The sequence below is a fragment of the Pelatocladus sp. BLCC-F211 genome (assembly GCF_041928655.1).
Lineage (GTDB): Bacteria > Cyanobacteriota > Cyanobacteriia > Cyanobacteriales > Nostocaceae > Pelatocladus.
Map to the genome: position 1 here is coordinate 21,796 of NZ_JBHFLM010000143.1, position 16,400 is coordinate 38,195.

Genomic DNA, 16,400 nt, shown 5'->3' on the forward strand with positions numbered 1-16,400 from the left:
CTTCTTTCCCTCTCCTCGTCACCGCGTCAAATCCTATGCATAAGGAAAGTTCGTAGTAAGGACTTAAGTCCTTATTGTTTAAGCACTAAAGTGCTTACTACAAACCCTGAATTCAAATTTGACGAGTCCTATTGTGGAGAAGCGAGGTTTAGGAACGTGATCAGCTTAAGCGTACGACGGCTAATTTTCCAGCGCCCGTTTTCCCGGACAACTTCGTCTTCATAAGTGCCATTAGCAACATCAATACTCGTTTCAGAACGCTTGTGAGTTGCATGGAGGTAAGAAGACATAGTTGCATTATTACCTTGTACTTGAATATTGACACTACCAATCAGGTGTTGCGTAGCCGTATAGCCATTTCCTTGAAATACAGAATAAACAAAATCAGCCCAAGTATCTGTTCCCACACGTGTCTCGGTATTCCCATTCGGAAAGATGGCGATGATCTCTGCATTATCAGTAAAACAATTCCGATAAATGTCTTTACCTTGCTGGATATTTCCTCTACCAATAGCATCGGTTCCGAGTGCATAGCAAACTGTCAAATTTTGAATTTCTTCTGTAGCGTTAGGTTGTGCCGCCGGAGCAGTGTTGAAAACACCTCCGAGTAGCACAATTAGAGTAGCGACCACAGCAGCGAGGGTTAGACGTCGTGGTAGACGTGAGAAAGCACCCCAAAACATTTACTGATTCTCCTTTGAGTGAAATGTATAACTTGTTTAAAAGGCAAGTAAGATCAAAATCAAATACTTAGTTGCCATAAATACTAACTTCCCACAAAAAGATATTCTAGGCAACTAGAAAAAATCATTACGTATAAACGCTTTAGGAAAATTTTCCCAAACACTATAAATTATGAACTTGAGTTAAAAATAATACATGTTACTCTTCCGTCACTCTCATGAGAAAAATAAGATAGCAAAGAGTTTGCGACATTTAGCTACGGAGAACACTAATAGTTTGTTTTTCACAGAAGAGTCATCACTGAAAATAAATAGCTAAAGTTGAAAAAGACAGTTATTTATAAAATTCTTTGTGTTCTCCGTGTCCTTTGTGGTTCGTTAAGAAAACATGACTTCAATATTGCCTTTACCAGATCCTCATCAAAGTAATGCATCTAATTGGGAAAAAGAATTAGATAACGCTATTTTTAGCTTTGAAGATATTCAAGCAGAACTGAACTACAAACAAGCACAAACAGCACTGCGGAATTTAGTAGCCAATCTAGACCTTTCTCCTGAAGAACAAGCAGGACTGGAAACAGAAATTAATGATCTTGAAACCATGCTAGGCAAATTAGACAGCATGGTAGTACATATTGCTGCTTTTGGGATGGTCGGACGGGGTAAGTCTTCTTTACTGAATGCGTTGGTAGGTCAGACTGTATTTGAAACCGGGCCTTTGCACGGTGTAACTCGTAACGCCCAAAGAGTAAATTGGACAATCACCGAAGAAGCTATTGGGGAGACAGAACACGCTTTGCGAGTAACCCTTTCTGGGACTGGTCAATCGCGAGTAGAATTGATTGACACACCAGGATTAGACGAAGTTGATGGTGATACCCGCGCTGTTTTAGCAGAACACATCGCAAAACAAGCAGATTTGATTCTGTTTGTGATTTCTGGTGATATGACCAAAGTTGAACACGAAGCTCTTTCCCAATTGCGGGAAGCAGGTAAACCGATGTTGCTGGTGTTTAACAAAGTCGATCAGTATCCAGAAGCAGACCGGATGGCAATTTATCACAAAATTCGCGATGAACGGGTACGGGAATTACTCTCGCCAGATGAAATTGTCATGTCAGCAGCATCACCACTAGTGCGGACAGTAGTTCGTCGCCCTGACGGTAGCAGGGGCGTGCAGATGCGTCAAGGTAATGCTCAAGTAGAAGAGTTGAAGCTGAAAATTTTGGAAATTTTGCAGCGCGAAGGTAAAGCCTTGGTTGCTCTCAATTCGATGCTGTATGCTGACAATGTGAATGAACAATTGGTGCAGCGTAAACTGATGATTCGGGAAAATGCTGCTAATCAATTGATTTGGAAAGCAGTGATGACAAAAGCAGCTGCGATCGCCCTTAATCCTTTAACAGTAGTTGATATTCTTAGTGGTGCAGCGATTGATGTTGCTTTGATTTTGGGTTTATCTAAACTCTACGGTATTCCGATGAATGAATCAGGAGCTGTAAAGTTACTCAAAACAATAGCCTTAAGTATGGGTGGTATTGCTGCAAGTGAATTATTGGCAAATCTCGGTTTAAGTTCCCTGAAAACTTTACTGGGTATCTCTGCACCAGCCACAGGTGGCGCATCTTTTGCGCCCTATATATCCGTAGCATTGACACAAGCAGGTGTCGCTGGTGTTTCTTCCTATGGAATTGGACAAGTCACCAAAGCTTATTTGGCGAATGGTGCAACCTGGGGACCAGATGGGCCGAAGGTGGTGATTAATAAGATTTTGGCAACTTTGGACGAGGGTTCGATTTTGAATCGAATTAAGGAAGAATTGCGGGCGAAAATTAAGCGAGTATAAGTTTATGCTTGATGCACTTCATAACAACGCTCATGCGATCGCCCTTCTCTATTAATATTTAGTCCTGTTTAATAGGACGTGTCAATAGTTTGCATTATATTTTTTGATGAGATTTACTTATCAAAGAAAATTTTATTTTTGTGATGTATAAATTTTGAGTTTTAGTTGGGAATTATTAGCCTATTCATCAGCCATTTAACTTATGCATAAGAACATCATGGTTTAACTTTATATCAACTAAATTTAGGTATTTCAAAATCCGGATTTGTTTTACAAATTTTGTAGAGAATAAATACATAACAATCCATATGCTAAAAATCATCAAGAATTGGTTATCAGTTTATGAAAAATAGTATGATTTAAATTATGTTAATTTTTTAGCCAATATTTTGACATAAAAAGATAGTTTATTTTTTCAGCTTTTGAACTGGTATTACTAATATGATTGCCCAAAAATATCAGAGACAGGTATAAAAAACATAGATTTGGCAAGACTTCAGCAATAATCTAAATCTGCTAAAAAGTCTTATAAATAGCATCAGCAGCTATTTTTTTATAACAAAAAAATATGAAAACAATAAAAATGATACAAAACTACTGTTTAAAAAAACACAATAGATAAAATAGTCAATGTGATCTATTTACTACATTATCATTTGTAACAAATCATCAAACCTGAAACTAATATCAAAAAAATGCAGTTGTTAACGTTGAATTAACTATTTTTTGAAAGAATGATCACTAAGTTTAGGTAAGAGAAATAACAATGCTATTTGATCCTTCTAGTGAACGTGGTAGTGGTAGATAAACAAACAGCCTCAGCTATCAAGATAGTGCTTAAAGAGAGCCATAATTTCGGCATTGATCACGAAATTATGGCAAGTAATCTCAACTTGACGATTTCCTTGCTCTTCATGACTCAAATGCAGACTGAGATAACTATGTGGCTGATAGGACATTCTATCCGCCCATTCGATCGCCACTATTCCCGGCGCAACCTCAAAACCTTCCCAGTAGGTTTCTAAGTTTAAAGCTGCGATTTCTTGCGGTTCTAGGCGATACAGATCCAGATGGTACAGAGGAAGCCGTCCTGTCGTATATTCATTAATCAGAGTAAAAGTAGGACTGACAATCGGTTCGGTGATACCTAAACCTTCACCAAGACCTTGTACCAAAGTTGTTTTACCAGCACCCAAATCACCTTCCAACAAAATCACACTATTAGCACTCAGGTATTGACCAAGAATGATACCAAGCGATCGCGTCGCCTCTGCATCAGTAAGAAAAATTTTCATAGCTCATATCATGTTCGTTTGAACACTTAATATTATCCGTTGCTTCAAAGTACATTTTATAATTGATATTGTCTCGAAAAGCTTAGAGATGTTTAGGTGCGAAGTATTATGAAAGTTAATGATTTGAAACAACTCTACGAAATTGATGATTATCAATGGCTAGAAGAAACAGTAAAATTGATTAAAAATCAACAATTTCAAGAGCTAGATTTAGAGAATTTAGTTGAGGAACTAGAGGATTTGGGAAGAGAAAAGAAAAATGCTGTAGCCAGCTTATTAGAACAGATCATCCGTCATCTATTATTACTTCAATATTGGACAAATGAATCCGAATATAATGCAGTTCACTGGCAAGAAGAAATCTATAATTTCAGAACTCAATTAAGACGAAGACTGACTACCAATCTTCGTAATTATTTAGATTCAGAATTGAATTCTATTTATAAAGATGCATTAGGATTTGTGAAAATTAAAACTCAAAACTCTGTCAAATTTCCCCTAGAATGCCCATATTCCCTTGACCAATTACTTGATATCGATTGGTTAACCAGTTAAATTCAATTTAAATTCGACAGAGAAACAAGCCTCAAACCAATGCATGTCAAAATTAATCATTTGCTGTGCTGCGCTCCACTGTACCACCGTAATAACACCTTTGCTAGTTTTTGAGGGTCATGACGCACACAACCTGTTTCATCTTCGTGCATGACATTAGCTGAAACAATCCTTCGCCCTAATTTGGTGACATCTTCGCGGTCTAAAAATACAGGATGGGACTGTTGTTGTGCGTAACGTATGAGGGCGCGTTCTGAAGGAGATTTCTTGTGTACCAGCACAGCATTAAATAAACGTTGACCATCGCAAGCTGCATCAATTGCCCGAATATGATCAGCAACAGTGAATCCTTGGGTTTCGCCTGGTTGAGTCATAATGTTGCAGACATAAATACAGGGTGCTTCAGAAGCCGCGATCGCATCAGCAATTTCTGGTACTAACAAATTAGGAATAACACTAGTATACAAACTACCAGGCCCCATAATTATATAGTTAGCTTCCTTAATAGCCTTAATTGCTGCGGGTAAACCAGGAGGATTCGCAGGGAGACAGCCAATCTTAACAATATTACCTCCAGCTTCGGTAATTTTAGACTCCCCCTCAATGCGCCGACCGTCAGCTAATTCAGCCCACAAACGCACATCACTTAAAGTCGCTGGTAACACTTGTCCCCGGATCGCAAGTACCTTAGAACTAGCAGCAACAGCCCGTTCCAAATCTCCGGTAATTTCACTCATCGCAGTTAAGAATAAATTACCAAAACTGTGACCAGTCAAACCATCACCGACTTGAAAACGATATTGAAACAATTCTGTGAGTAATTTTTCTTCATCCGCCAGTGCTGCTAAACAATTGCGAATATCTCCTGGTGGTAAAACCCCAAATTCCCGACGCAATCGCCCAGAAGATCCGCCATCATCAGCAACAGTAACAATAGCGGTAATATTAGCACTGTAACGCTTGAGTCCTCTGAGTAATGTGGAAAGTCCCGTTCCACCACCGATTACAACTATTTTTGGCCCTCGGTACAATCGGCGATGGGCCAGCAGCATATCCACTAATTCTTCTTCATGATCAGATCGTAGCGCTTCAGTAATTGAACCTACTGTGCGGGTTTGTCCCCAAAGTAGCAACAATAAACCACCCAGCAGAACTAAAGGCCCACTAATATAGTTGGGTATGATTTCGGCGATCGTTCCCAAAAAACCCCTGACTAATTCTAGCGCCCAGAAAATCGGCGTTAATTTAATCCAAATTGCCAAACCCAGAGATGCGAGTAAAACACCCCCGATGCTAATTAAAAACCAACGTTTCACCGAGAGTCCGGGTGACAACCATTTGAACCACTGATTAACTCGGTGGGGAGTGCGATGGCGCGACTGCTTTTGCAAAGTCTTAAGGGCTTGTCTGAAAAAACCAAGTGACATACCTAAAAAGGAGCGATGATAAAAACTAAATAATTAACAGAAAATTTACACTACCTGGTCTATATCCCAAATGTGGGACTCTTAGTAGATCGAAAGCACCCTGTCAAAGTTTCCAATGTGCGCCTAAACACAAAATTTTGGTTGAGTCAATTAAAAATTCATGGAAAAGCGAATTTTAGGATTAGATCCAGGATTAGCAAAGTTGGGATTTGGAACAATTATCCACAAATCAAACCAACCTCAGCAGCAAGATATCTCAGTAGAAATGGTAGATTTCGGTGTTATTAGTACAGAGGCTGGTGCAGAAATGGGACAAAGGCTACGCACATTGTACGAAGATTTACACACTTTGATAAAGGATCTACAACCTGATTTGGTAGCAATTGAAAAATTATTTTTCTATCGTATGGGCAATACTATACTAGTTGCTCAAGCACGGGGTGTCATCATGTTAGTTCTGGCGCAACACAATCTTCCGTATTTAGAGTTTACTCCTGCTCAAATTAAACAAGCATTAACCGGATATGGCAATGCAGAAAAATATGAAGTTCAACAAGCTGTAGCGCGAGAGTTAGATCTAGATTATATCCCCCATCCAGATGATGCTGCCGATGCTTTAGCTGTTGCTTTGACAGCGTTGTTTCAGTATTTATGAGGTATAAAAATACGCAATAAAATAACGTCATCAATGGCTCAATTAACTCACAATAGATGACTTTTGTAATTATGTTAAACAAAAAAATTGAATAACAAGAACATAATTATCAAATTAGGCTATTGTAAATGTAGCCTGACAAAACATCAAAGAATTGATATTTGTGACACTAAAAGAGTTAGAACAACAACTTCTTGCCCTTAGTCCTGATGAAAAAGTGCAGGCTATACAATTACTTGCTCAAAGTCTTGGTAGTAATTGGCAAGGAATCGAGAAAACCCCTAGAGTTTGTGGTGGTGAAGCGCGCATTGCTAAAACTCGTATTCCCGTCTGGGTGCTTGTGGAAGCTCGCCGTCTTGGATATAGTGATGCTGACTTTTTGACGAGCTATCCAACTATTACAGCTACAGATTTAGCTAATGCTTGGGTATATGCACAAGCGCATCCCGATGAAATCGAATTGGCAATTGAGCGTAATCAGGTAGCTTAGTTGATGGCACGGCTTTATGCAGACGAGCAATTTCCGTTTCCAGTTGTGGAGTTATTACGTACTTTGGGACATGATGTTTTGACAGTTCAAGAAGCAGGAAATGCAGATCAAAGTATACCTGATGAGGATGTGCTGACATTTGCCATCAGTCAAGAACGCTCGATATTAACTATCAACAGAGATGATTTTATCCGTTTGCATCGTCGTAGTGATAACCACTTCGGTATTATTGTTTGTACCAACAATCGTAACTGGGAGCAGTTTGCAGCACGTATACATGAGGCTGTGACAGCAGAAGAACCACTGCAAGGCAAACTAATTCGTGTAGTACGTCCAGTCTATTGATATTTAACCTCAATACCATCAACTAGTTACTATTAAACTAATTGCTTACTCTTCATATCTACTAACACGGAAAATCACATAGTTATAAGGCAGGGTAGCAGAATAATCTTCTTGTCTGACGATCGCACCCATATCTGGTTTATAAACCCAATCACTCCAGTTAATCGCGGTTTCATCAGGAACCTGAACAGCGATATAATTACCTTCTGCTAGGGAAACTCCCATAGGCGCTTGGTCAAAATCCAGACCAAGGTAAAATTTTTGTACAGCGACATTTTCGTTACGTTGCGCCAGTAACTTGACAACGCCTAAAGTAATTTCCGTAAACGGTGCGATCGCAGGTTGTGCAGTTGTTAAAAGTTTGAGTCCACTTTGAAACGGGGAAGATTCTAAAGCACCTAATATTGTTTGATCTTCTTCATTTTTGACGTTCACCGTCGAACATTCAAAAGCAACTCCTTGTGAACCTACATTCAAACCTATAAAAACAGGATAGCCAGCAATACCGGCGGAGTGTCCTTCTCTGACTCGGTAGGTTTGACTGAAGCTAACTGATTCTTGAATTTCAGCTACTTGGTTCCGTGCTGCAAAAGTCACCAAGACATTGTGTGTTCCACCCCCAGGATACTTTTCAATATGCAAGCGATCTAGCCGAATATTAATCCGGCTTTTTTTGAGAGTCCGATCCGGTTCAATTGCACCCGCATGTTGAATAATTTGCGGCTGATCAAAACTTGACTTGCGTAAGCCGATGTAGCCAAATTGATGAGTTCCATACAGCCACGGTTGATCTTGAAATATATTCAAAGCCTCTAAAATTCCTTTGGCTCCTCTTGTTACCGCGGTATCATCACTCACACTGGCGACAAAATCAGGATCTTGCATTTGTTCCAGCTTTGCAGCTATTTGCACCGGATCTTCGTACTCACCAATTACTTTGATGTCTCTAAATAGACTGATAATTTCTTCAGTTGGCATCCTAAAACCTCTACCTGTTCATCAAAGAAGAATACTGCTGTAGATGTACAGATACATACAACATAATTTTGATGTTTTACGGTTATTTAAAGAATTTCTGCGGTTTTACTAATCTAAGTTACTGAAATTACTATACTTCCACCTGCGATTGAAATCGCAGTCTCATAATTCAAGTCTGCTTAAGCAGACTACTTGATTTTCTGAAGTTCTATGAATACGACTTATGCTATTGGCTAAGGATTTAAACCCAAGCGCGATACATTGAAAACATTGGGATGTTCCCGGCGATCGCCCCCACATGAATCAAAAAAAAGCGACGCCAAATCTCACCAATCTACGGGTAAACCTAATTTTTCTAAAGTATCAGCTTCATTTAATAATGAGTGAATATCACTATCTATATGAATACGTCCTCCAGAAAGCACTAAAGCACGTTGAGTGACTTTCCCTAACCAATGCAAATCGTGAGACGCTATTAACATCACCTTACCTTGCCACTTTAATAACATTTGAGCAAAGTGACGCCGCCATGCAGGATCAAGACCGTTGGTTGGTTCGTCCAAAATTAATATATCTGGTTCTAATGCCAGAATTGCAGCCAGGGCAGCAAGGCGTCTTTGGCCTCCAGAAAGTTCGTGAGCAGAACGATTAGCATAAGCTTCTAAACCAAAATCAGCTAATAAATTTCTCGCTTTATCAATAGCGATCGCAGGCGAGACACCGTAGTTACGCGGACCAAAGGTAATATCTTCAAGTATCGTAGGCATAAATAGTTGGTCATTAGCATCTTGAAAACCAAAACCAATTTGACGCCGTACTTGGGGTAAAGTTTTGGGTTCTAGGGGAATATTATTAATCCAAATCTTGCCAGCTTGGGGTTCTTTTAAACCGATTAAATTTTCAAGCAAAGTACTTTTACCCGAACCAGTCGGTCCCATCAGTGCAACGCGATCGCCTGCATTTAAAGTAAAAGAAATTTCTCGTAAAACTGGCTCACGACTGGAATAGGCATAAACTAGGTTTTGAACCACAAGAGCTTGTGACATTTTTTGGTTAGTAGTTGGAACGGGGAATGTCATTGGTCATTGGTTATTGGTCATTGGTCATTGGTCATTGGTCATTGGTCATTGGTGTTTATTCTCTCCCTTGTCCTCCTTTGTCTCCCTTGTCCCCCCAAACTCCCCACACTCCCTTGTCTCCCTTCCCAATTTTTAATTTTTAATTTTTAATTTTTAATTGATATGTCCCCCGATTAAGTTACAGGAATAGGACTAGGAACACCGACTGGTAAAGTTACCGATTGAGTACGTTGTGGTGGTTCTCCCAGCATGACAATAGAACAAGTCAGTTGTTTCACCAAAAGAGTTGTAACATCGCTAATCGCCAATCCACCGGGACTAGTACGATTACGTACAAAAGGTAGAACAACCAAATCATATAATCGTGCTGCCTGCAAAATTGCTTGGGCAACATTTTCGTGGGCAATAATTTGAATTTCTGGGGGATTAGCTGAAGATATATTTGATACCATCTGAGAAAGTTGCGATCGCCTGGATGCGATTTTGCTAGAACTAGTACGGCGTTCACAGACACTCAGTACAGTTACTTGTGTTTGATTTGCTTCTGCAAGAATTTGAGCAAATTGTATAGATTGCAACGTTGGTGTCAGGAAGTTTTCTACAGGCACCAAGATCCTCTGAATGTTTCTTGGTGATTCTACCAAACGAGTTACAGCTACCGGACAATGGGATGCCCATAAAACATTATCAATCACATTTCCAAACAAACGCGCTCTCAATCCAGTGCGCTTACCCCAACCCATCAAAATTAAATCAGCTTTTTGTTCACGTGCTGCCCTGCTAATTCCTGGGGCAAAAGCATCATCAATTCGCAGTAGTGGTTCTGCTTCCACACCCAAAGCGCGACTCAGGCTAGTAGCTTTTAAAAGTAACCGTTCGCTGCGTTCCAAAGAAGTATCTAATTGGGGAGCATCCATATGAGCCGCAGCCGTAGCGATCGCTAATGGTATGATTCTGCCATTAGACTGACGTGCCAATAAAGTTGCCATTTCAATTAAATATTGCTGTGTTTGAGGATTGTGAACCGGCACAACTATAGTAAAAGGGCTGCTGTTTCTTTTTCTAGAATCTATCTGAGGCGAAGTAGTCAATGTTTGTTCTTTGACGGCTGAAGCAGTTAAACCAACAGCAAACCGACTAGTCATTAATGAGCCTATAGTTGAAGTCAACAGCATCAAGACAATGATGCTGTTTAATAATGTCGGTGAGAGTAACCCATTTTCATAACCTACTACAGCTATGGCTAATGCCACACCCACTTGGGGTAATGACAGTGACCACATGGTTAACGTTTCTTGCCAATTGTAATGATAAAGTAGTTTTGCTCCCAAAGCAGCCAGAAATTTGCTGGTAAATAAACCCACTATTAATAAAAGTGTGAATTGAAGTGTGTTCACACTACCAATAAAAGCCGGAATATCGATGAGGAAACCCAAATGAACAAAGAAAATAGGAATAAATAATATACTGCCAACAAAAACAATCTTTTCTTTAACTGGGCCTTCTCCAACAACTTCATTTACTACCAAACCAGCTAAAAAGGCCGCAACAATTTTTTCTATCCCTATCAATTGTCCGCCAAAAGCAACCAAAAAAACAGACAACAACACAAATAAAAGCTGATTTCCTTCCTCATCTCCTGAACGACGAAAGAATTCTTTACCCATCCAATTACAGCTAATCAAAACAAAGATAGTGTAGAGAATAAGTGAGTTAAAAAAAGGAATAATTTGCCAAAAACTCAAATAATTAGTGTTTGCAGCTAAAGATAAAGTAAATACCAATAATGCGCCTAAATTGGTGATCACTGTAGCACCAATCGTTGTCCTGACTGCTGTGTTGTTTGTGACTCCCAAGCTATTAATCAGAGGATAGGCTAAAAGGGTGTGGGATGCGACTATCGAGCCAATGAATACAGAAACATTCCAGCCATAGCCAAAACTTCGACCTAGCAACACTCCTAGCACTAAAGGTATACTGAAGGTCAAGCTGCCAAAACTAAAAGCCTGAATTTTTTGGCGGCGAAACTGTTCTAGGTCGAATTCTAAACCCGCAACAAACATCAAGTAAATCAACCCAATGTCTGTAAGTAAACTCATAGTTGGTGTTTGTGTAGGAAATAAATTCCAGCCATAACGACCAAGTACTACCCCTGATAGTACCAAACCTACTAAACCAGGTAGTCGTAGTCGCTCAAATATAATTGGTACAACTAAGATTACTACCAGCAAAATGGCAAAGGGAATAATGGGTTCTTTGGCGAGAACTTGAGCAGTAGGTTCAACAGCAAGAACTTGTAACATTAGTTCCATAGGTAGGAATAGCAGGGGTGATGATGAGACAGTGAACAGTTATCAGTTGTCATTGGTCATTGGTCATTGGTCATTTGTGTATTTCCGCCGACTTACCTTATTTTCTTTACTGGTCACTGATAACTGATCACTAAGTAACTGATAAAAATTTACTCAGACTATAAATACAAAAATTTTACAAGCGTTAACTAAGCTAATGATTGGAAAACTACCTATGGGTGGATTTGGCTCAAAATAAACCGTAGGCGATCGTAGTCGTCTTTAAGCAGTACACTCAGTGTACGTCCCGCTTGCACTAACCATTGTCGGTCAGCTTTGCGTAACCAAAACACTTCCCGAATAGCTGCTGCGGTTAAAGAATCCACTGGTGCTCCATTTATAGAAAGCAGAGTCCGCAAGAAATCTAGTTGTTCCGTAAATTCAATAATTGCTTCTGGTTCACATCTATAAACTGGTTGGTGAATTTGTGGTGGACGTGGAGGTAAGTATTGATACAAGTTGTTGAGAGAATTCCGTCTCTCTGGTGCCACTGCAAAACCCACGATCGCAGCACGGAATTCTGTCTTGAGCATCGCAAATATCTGTGGTTGTTCCTCTCGCAACTCCCGTAACGACATTCCCAGAGCCACTGGTCTGTGTACAGAATCGATAGGCATAGTTGTGGCAGAATATACCACGGCATAAATCTGGTTGCCTGATTCCTCATCAATAGAATAAACCCAGCTGCCAAAAGGAGGCATAGGCGGAAAACTTAAGTCTTCCGGTTCTAAACACTGGGCTAAAAACTCGCATGTACTGGTTTCGATCACCTCTGCAAAATGATTAGGATGGCGATCGCCTCGATTAAATTGTGGCAGGGGAAGGCGCATAATGGTCAATAGTCATTGGTCATTGGTCATTAGTCATTTGTCATTCGTTGTTTACAAAGGACAAATGACTAATGACAAAGGACTAACTTATTTTGCTTTTTTACGTCCGGCGGTTGTTTCTACAGTTTCTAATTCAGAGAGACGAAAGGTAACTAATTTATCCCAGTTACCACCTTCAAACAGTACGGCTACCTTACCATCACTGACTCTTTGCACAAGTCCTTCATACCGATAATAGGTATCTGTTGGATTCTTGATGCGAACAGTTGCTCCAGGCAGGATCATGGTTTTTATCCTCGCTTGTTTCCTGTTAATAGCTTAATACTTGTGATTGGTCATTTGTCCAAAGTCCAGAGTCCAAAGTCAAGAGTTTCTTTCACTAATAACGATTGACAAATGACAATGGACAATTGACTAATATCTTTGCCTTTGACGAAAATTAGCCACTGACTCGACTATTCCCAAGGCGATGAAGTTTTTCAACATTGCCGAACGACCGTAACTCATCCAAGGTAGGGGTATTCCTGCCACTGGTGCTAGACCTACGTTCATGCCAACGTTGACTATCATCTGAAATACGATCATAGACAACACGCCAATAGCCAATAAAGAGCCAAAGTTGTCTTTAGCGGTTTGGGCGACATGCAACAAGCGCAGGCAAATTAAGCAGAAAACCGCCAACACTACCAAACAGCCAATAAAACCAAATTCTTCACCAACGGCAGAGAAAATAAAGTCTGTGTGCTGTTCAGGAACAAAATTGAGTTGGGTCATAGGCCCTTTAAAAAGACCCCATCCCCACCATTCTCCAGCACCAATGGCAATGCGGGATTGGATTTGGTGATAGGCGGCGCCAAGGGGATCAGCATTGGGATTGATAAATGAAGTGAGTCGGTCTTTTTGATATTCCCTTAGCAGGTGGTTCCAGGCAAATAGTCCTAATTCACCACCAAACATATTCAAACCCCATGCACCGATCGCACTCAGATAATATCGCCGCCAAGGAAGGGTGCGCCAGCCGACAATACCCATGACTACAGACCAAATTAACCCTAATGGGCCTAACTTGATATCTGGCGACAAAGCGATCGCAAAGGGCCAAGGTATGCTAAACAAAATTGCGGCAAAAATTGGAGATATCATCAATATCAGCCAGCCAGGGTTAGCATTTGCCCAGTACAACATCCCCAAGACGATCGCACCAAACACAAGTGATGTTGCTAAATCCGGCTGTATAAATACCAATCCCCAAGGAATAGCAGTAATTGCTAAAGCGCGGAAAACATTATCCAAGTTGGAAGCAGTGCGTTTATGTAATAACGCTGCGAGGGTAATAATAACCCCAATCTTGGCAAATTCTGACGGCTGGACATTGAAACCAAAGAGATTGATCCATCGCTGGGCGCCTTTGGCACTGTGACCGACCACCATCACGGCGGTGAGACTAATATTGGTGATTGTATAAGTAATCCAGTGCCATTGCAGCAGATTTTCATAACGCAGACGCGCCAGAAACAGGGCGATGACACAACCAATCCCACCAATTAGCCAGTGCCACCACCAATCAGTTAGTCCTTGATTCAATTCGGCACTACGGATCATAATGCCGCCGAATATTGTCAAAGCGATTGGTAAACACAACAACAACCAATCCATTTGTTGCCAAGGCTTAAACCAATATTTCCAGCGAATTTGTAAAAGTGAAGAACGTGACCTTTTTAACAACATTGGGCGACTATAGACTTTAGTTTTTAGATTTTAAATTTACTCAGTACTAAAAATCTGTATTCCGATCCGTAGTTTCCTACCTAGACAAAAATTACATTTTTTTATGTCAGAGCAGCAACTGATACTTTCGCAGCAATTGCCTGGGCGATCGCTTTGAATGCTTTGGCACTCGCTGAATCCGGGTCGGCTATAACTATGGGTACACCACTGTCACCACCAATTCTAGTAGAAATCTCTAGAGGTATACATCCCAACAAGGGTACTTCCAATTCTGCCGCCGTTTTAGAGCCACCACCAGAACCAAATATGTCATACTGCTTCTCTGGCATATCTGGGGGAATGAAGTAACTCATGTTTTCGACAATACCCAAGACAGACACATTCATCTGTTGGAACATCCGTAAACCCTTGCGGGAATCTAATAAAGCTACAGTTTGCGGTGTCGTCACAATTACTGCTCCTGCCATGGGTACTGCTTGTGTCAATGTTAACTGAGCATCTCCTGTTCCCGGTGGCATGTCCACGAGTAAATAGTCTAGTTCTCCCCATTGCACTTGATAGAGAAACTGACGAATCACACCATTCAGCATCGGACCACGCCAAATCACAGGTTGATCGCGGTCAATCAAAAAGCCCATAGACACTAGTTTGACGCCATGATTGAAAGCTGGTTCGAGTATTTCCCCTTTTTCAGAAGAACGTACTACAATCTGAGCATCAGCTAGACCAAGCATAGTTGGGTCATTGGGGCCATAAATATCAGCATCCAGCAAACCTACCTTTGCTCCTGCTTGTGCTAAAGCAACGGCTACATTCACAGCCACCGTACTTTTACCAACCCCACCTTTGCCACTGGATATGGCGATAATGTTCTTGACCCCAATCACACCCGTGCGATCGGGTAAACTTTTTTGCTGAGGAGTTTCTGCTGTGACTTCTACAAATACATCCGTAACTCCTGGGAGTTTTTTTACCGCTTTTTGACAGTCTTCTACAATGAATTCACGTAATGGACAGGCGGGTGTAGTTAATACCAGTGTAAAACTTACCTTGCCTGCGTCTATTTTGACGTTACGAATCATATTCAATTCCACCAGACTTTTCCGAAGTTCTGGATCTTGAACTGGTCGCAACACTTCTAAGACTGACTGAGAATCGAGAACATCGTTCATAATCTATTTTGTGCTTTCTGCCGCAATAATTTTTAACAAACTGCAATGATTGTCTATTTGCATCTTAACTTTCAAGAGGGATCGGGGATCGGGGAAAGGGAATCGGGGAAAGGGGACACGGTGAACACGGAGGATACGGTGAACACGGTGAACACGGAGGACACGGTGAATAACCATTCCCCGATCCCCAATCCCCGATCCCCTTTCCTAAAAATCAAAACAACTATCGTTCAGAGATTTGCTCTTTCTTGTAACTGCTGGTAGTGTGCCTTTTTCTACTGCCTCAATCAAGGCTTTGGCAACGCGATCAGTATAAGGACGAGAAAATAGCCAAATCAACGGTGATAACCAACCACGTAATGTTACAGAATACGACAAATAACTACCACAAACTGTAGACTCTATTTTGTAACTTACTCGTTCTTCAACACCAGGAATTGCCATTATTCTGATGCTCAGTAATTCTCTAGGGTTGACACGCTCAACAAAAATACGTATTGGAATGGGTGATAAGCGTGTCACTGCTTGGTAAATGAGTCCAGGTTTGGGTACAAGTCCGTAGGGAACATTGGTACTCTTTAGTAGTGGATGCCAGGAGACATCTGCCAAGTTAACTAGCTTTTGCCACAGTTCATCAACAGAGGCAGAACTGATCTCCCGATATGTTCGCACCAGAGTCGCGCAAAACCAACGACGTTTGCGGTGGATGAATTTAGACAACCAAGCTCGCATTTTTTTATCTCCTCGCTACACGCTTTTTGGTAACTCTGGCATATTGGGGATCGGGGCATTGGGCATGAATCAGTTATCAGTTATCAGTTATCAGTCAATACGGTTCAGTTAAGAAGAAATGTAGGTTGGGTTGAGTGCAAGCGAAACCCAACAAAGCCTTGATAATGTTGGGTTACTCTGCGAGAAGCCGCGCAGGGCGCGTCTACGTTCCTCAACCCAACCTACGCTAGTTTT

Annotated in this window: 16 protein-coding genes; 5 read left to right on the plus strand and 11 right to left on the minus strand. The window is 40.8% G+C overall.

Annotation, left to right across the window (positions count from 1 at the left end):
* Positions 1–128 precede the first annotated feature (128 nt).
* Complete coding sequence (locus ACE1AT_RS17715) at positions 129–683, minus strand: nuclear transport factor 2 family protein (RefSeq protein ID WP_374870623.1); 555 nt, start codon at positions 681–683, stop codon at positions 129–131.
* Positions 684–1,071: 388 nt separating this feature from the next.
* Here ACE1AT_RS17715 and ACE1AT_RS17720 point away from each other — a divergent pair, with 388 nt between their 5' ends.
* Positions 1,072–2,529: a GTP-binding protein gene (locus ACE1AT_RS17720; RefSeq protein WP_374870625.1), complete on the plus strand. Its 1,458-nt coding sequence runs from the start codon at positions 1,072–1,074 to the stop codon at positions 2,527–2,529.
* An 818-nt stretch (positions 2,530–3,347) separates the two neighbouring features.
* Here ACE1AT_RS17720 and tsaE read toward each other — a convergent pair.
* The gene (gene tsaE, locus ACE1AT_RS17725; protein WP_374870627.1) at positions 3,348–3,824 is read right to left on the minus strand and encodes a tRNA (adenosine(37)-N6)-threonylcarbamoyltransferase complex ATPase subunit type 1 TsaE; all 477 of its coding nucleotides are present in this window, start codon (positions 3,822–3,824) and stop codon (positions 3,348–3,350) included.
* A gap of 108 nt (positions 3,825–3,932) precedes the next feature.
* On the opposite strand from tsaE, the gene ACE1AT_RS17730 reads away from it, so the two are divergent.
* Entirely contained in the window at positions 3,933–4,379 is a 447-nt protein-coding gene (locus tag ACE1AT_RS17730) for a DUF29 domain-containing protein (RefSeq protein WP_374870629.1), read from the plus strand.
* 56 nt (positions 4,380–4,435) lie between these two features.
* Here ACE1AT_RS17730 and yvcK read toward each other — a convergent pair whose 3' ends face one another.
* The gene (gene yvcK, locus ACE1AT_RS17735; RefSeq protein WP_374870631.1) at positions 4,436–5,806 is read right to left on the minus strand and encodes a uridine diphosphate-N-acetylglucosamine-binding protein YvcK; all 1,371 of its coding nucleotides are present in this window, start codon (positions 5,804–5,806) and stop codon (positions 4,436–4,438) included.
* A gap of 160 nt (positions 5,807–5,966) precedes the next feature.
* Between yvcK and ruvC the strand changes: the two genes are divergently transcribed.
* From ruvC to ACE1AT_RS17750, 3 genes are all read left to right on the plus strand, one after another.
* Complete coding sequence (ruvC, locus tag ACE1AT_RS17740) at positions 5,967–6,461, plus strand: crossover junction endodeoxyribonuclease RuvC (protein ID WP_374870633.1); 495 nt, start codon at positions 5,967–5,969, stop codon at positions 6,459–6,461.
* 163 nt (positions 6,462–6,624) lie between these two features.
* The gene (locus ACE1AT_RS17745; RefSeq protein ID WP_374870635.1) at positions 6,625–6,951 is read left to right on the plus strand and encodes a DUF433 domain-containing protein; all 327 of its coding nucleotides are present in this window, start codon (positions 6,625–6,627) and stop codon (positions 6,949–6,951) included.
* A gap of 3 nt (positions 6,952–6,954) precedes the next feature.
* On the plus strand, positions 6,955–7,296 hold the full coding sequence (locus ACE1AT_RS17750) for a DUF5615 family PIN-like protein (protein WP_374870637.1): 342 nt from the start codon (positions 6,955–6,957) through the stop codon (positions 7,294–7,296).
* Positions 7,297–7,341: 45 nt separating this feature from the next.
* Here the strand turns inward: ACE1AT_RS17750 and ACE1AT_RS17755 are convergent, their stop codons facing one another.
* The 8 genes from ACE1AT_RS17755 to ACE1AT_RS17790 all read right to left on the minus strand — a co-directional run bounded on the left by ACE1AT_RS17755 (position 7,342) and on the right by ACE1AT_RS17790 (position 16,166).
* Complete coding sequence (locus ACE1AT_RS17755) at positions 7,342–8,274, minus strand: hypothetical protein (RefSeq protein WP_374870639.1); 933 nt, start codon at positions 8,272–8,274, stop codon at positions 7,342–7,344.
* 326 nt (positions 8,275–8,600) lie between these two features.
* Positions 8,601–9,320 carry an energy-coupling factor ABC transporter ATP-binding protein gene (locus ACE1AT_RS17760; protein ID WP_374870654.1) on the minus strand — a complete coding sequence of 240 codons (720 nt, stop codon included), beginning with the start codon at positions 9,318–9,320 and terminating at the stop codon, positions 8,601–8,603.
* Positions 9,321–9,526: 206 nt separating this feature from the next.
* The gene (locus ACE1AT_RS17765) at positions 9,527–11,665 is read right to left on the minus strand and encodes a cation:proton antiporter (protein ID WP_374870641.1); all 2,139 of its coding nucleotides are present in this window, start codon (positions 11,663–11,665) and stop codon (positions 9,527–9,529) included.
* 212 nt (positions 11,666–11,877) lie between these two features.
* The gene (locus ACE1AT_RS17770) at positions 11,878–12,534 is read right to left on the minus strand and encodes an HAS-barrel domain-containing protein (RefSeq protein WP_374870643.1); all 657 of its coding nucleotides are present in this window, start codon (positions 12,532–12,534) and stop codon (positions 11,878–11,880) included.
* 87 nt (positions 12,535–12,621) lie between these two features.
* Positions 12,622–12,819: an NAD(P)H dehydrogenase subunit NdhS gene (locus ACE1AT_RS17775; RefSeq protein ID WP_374870645.1), complete on the minus strand. Its 198-nt coding sequence runs from the start codon at positions 12,817–12,819 to the stop codon at positions 12,622–12,624.
* Positions 12,820–12,948: 129 nt separating this feature from the next.
* Positions 12,949–14,262: a rod shape-determining protein RodA gene (gene rodA, locus ACE1AT_RS17780; protein ID WP_374870646.1), complete on the minus strand. Its 1,314-nt coding sequence runs from the start codon at positions 14,260–14,262 to the stop codon at positions 12,949–12,951.
* Positions 14,263–14,363: 101 nt separating this feature from the next.
* Entirely contained in the window at positions 14,364–15,434 is a 1,071-nt protein-coding gene (locus ACE1AT_RS17785; protein WP_374870648.1) for an Mrp/NBP35 family ATP-binding protein, read from the minus strand.
* Between the two features lie 207 nt (positions 15,435–15,641).
* Positions 15,642–16,166 carry an SRPBCC family protein gene (locus ACE1AT_RS17790; RefSeq protein WP_374870650.1) on the minus strand — a complete coding sequence of 175 codons (525 nt, stop codon included), beginning with the start codon at positions 16,164–16,166 and terminating at the stop codon, positions 15,642–15,644.
* Between the last annotated feature and the right edge of the window lie 234 nt (positions 16,167–16,400).

Excerpts from the sequence above, each read along its gene's own strand:
- ACE1AT_RS17715 (WP_374870623.1), bottom strand. The coding sequence starts at position 683 with ATGTTTTGGGGTGCTTTCTCACGTCTACCACGACGTCTAACCCTCGCT.
- ACE1AT_RS17720 (WP_374870625.1), top strand. The coding sequence starts at position 1,072 with ATGACTTCAATATTGCCTTTACCAGATCCTCATCAAAGTAATGCATCT.
- tsaE (WP_374870627.1), bottom strand. The coding sequence starts at position 3,824 with ATGAAAATTTTTCTTACTGATGCAGAGGCGACGCGATCGCTTGGTATC.
- ACE1AT_RS17730 (WP_374870629.1), top strand. The coding sequence starts at position 3,933 with ATGAAAGTTAATGATTTGAAACAACTCTACGAAATTGATGATTATCAA.
- yvcK (WP_374870631.1), bottom strand. The coding sequence starts at position 5,806 with ATGTCACTTGGTTTTTTCAGACAAGCCCTTAAGACTTTGCAAAAGCAG.
- ruvC (WP_374870633.1), top strand. The coding sequence starts at position 5,967 with ATGGAAAAGCGAATTTTAGGATTAGATCCAGGATTAGCAAAGTTGGGA.
- ACE1AT_RS17750 (WP_374870637.1), top strand. The coding sequence starts at position 6,955 with ATGGCACGGCTTTATGCAGACGAGCAATTTCCGTTTCCAGTTGTGGAG.
- ACE1AT_RS17755 (WP_374870639.1), bottom strand. The coding sequence starts at position 8,274 with ATGCCAACTGAAGAAATTATCAGTCTATTTAGAGACATCAAAGTAATT.
- ACE1AT_RS17760 (WP_374870654.1), bottom strand. The coding sequence starts at position 9,320 with ATGTCACAAGCTCTTGTGGTTCAAAACCTAGTTTATGCCTATTCCAGT.
- ACE1AT_RS17765 (WP_374870641.1), bottom strand. The coding sequence starts at position 11,665 with ATGGAACTAATGTTACAAGTTCTTGCTGTTGAACCTACTGCTCAAGTT.
- ACE1AT_RS17770 (WP_374870643.1), bottom strand. The coding sequence starts at position 12,534 with ATGCGCCTTCCCCTGCCACAATTTAATCGAGGCGATCGCCATCCTAAT.
- ACE1AT_RS17775 (WP_374870645.1), bottom strand. The coding sequence starts at position 12,819 with ATGATCCTGCCTGGAGCAACTGTTCGCATCAAGAATCCAACAGATACC.
- rodA (WP_374870646.1), bottom strand. The coding sequence starts at position 14,262 with ATGTTGTTAAAAAGGTCACGTTCTTCACTTTTACAAATTCGCTGGAAA.
- ACE1AT_RS17785 (WP_374870648.1), bottom strand. The coding sequence starts at position 15,434 with ATGAACGATGTTCTCGATTCTCAGTCAGTCTTAGAAGTGTTGCGACCA.
- ACE1AT_RS17790 (WP_374870650.1), bottom strand. The coding sequence starts at position 16,166 with ATGCGAGCTTGGTTGTCTAAATTCATCCACCGCAAACGTCGTTGGTTT.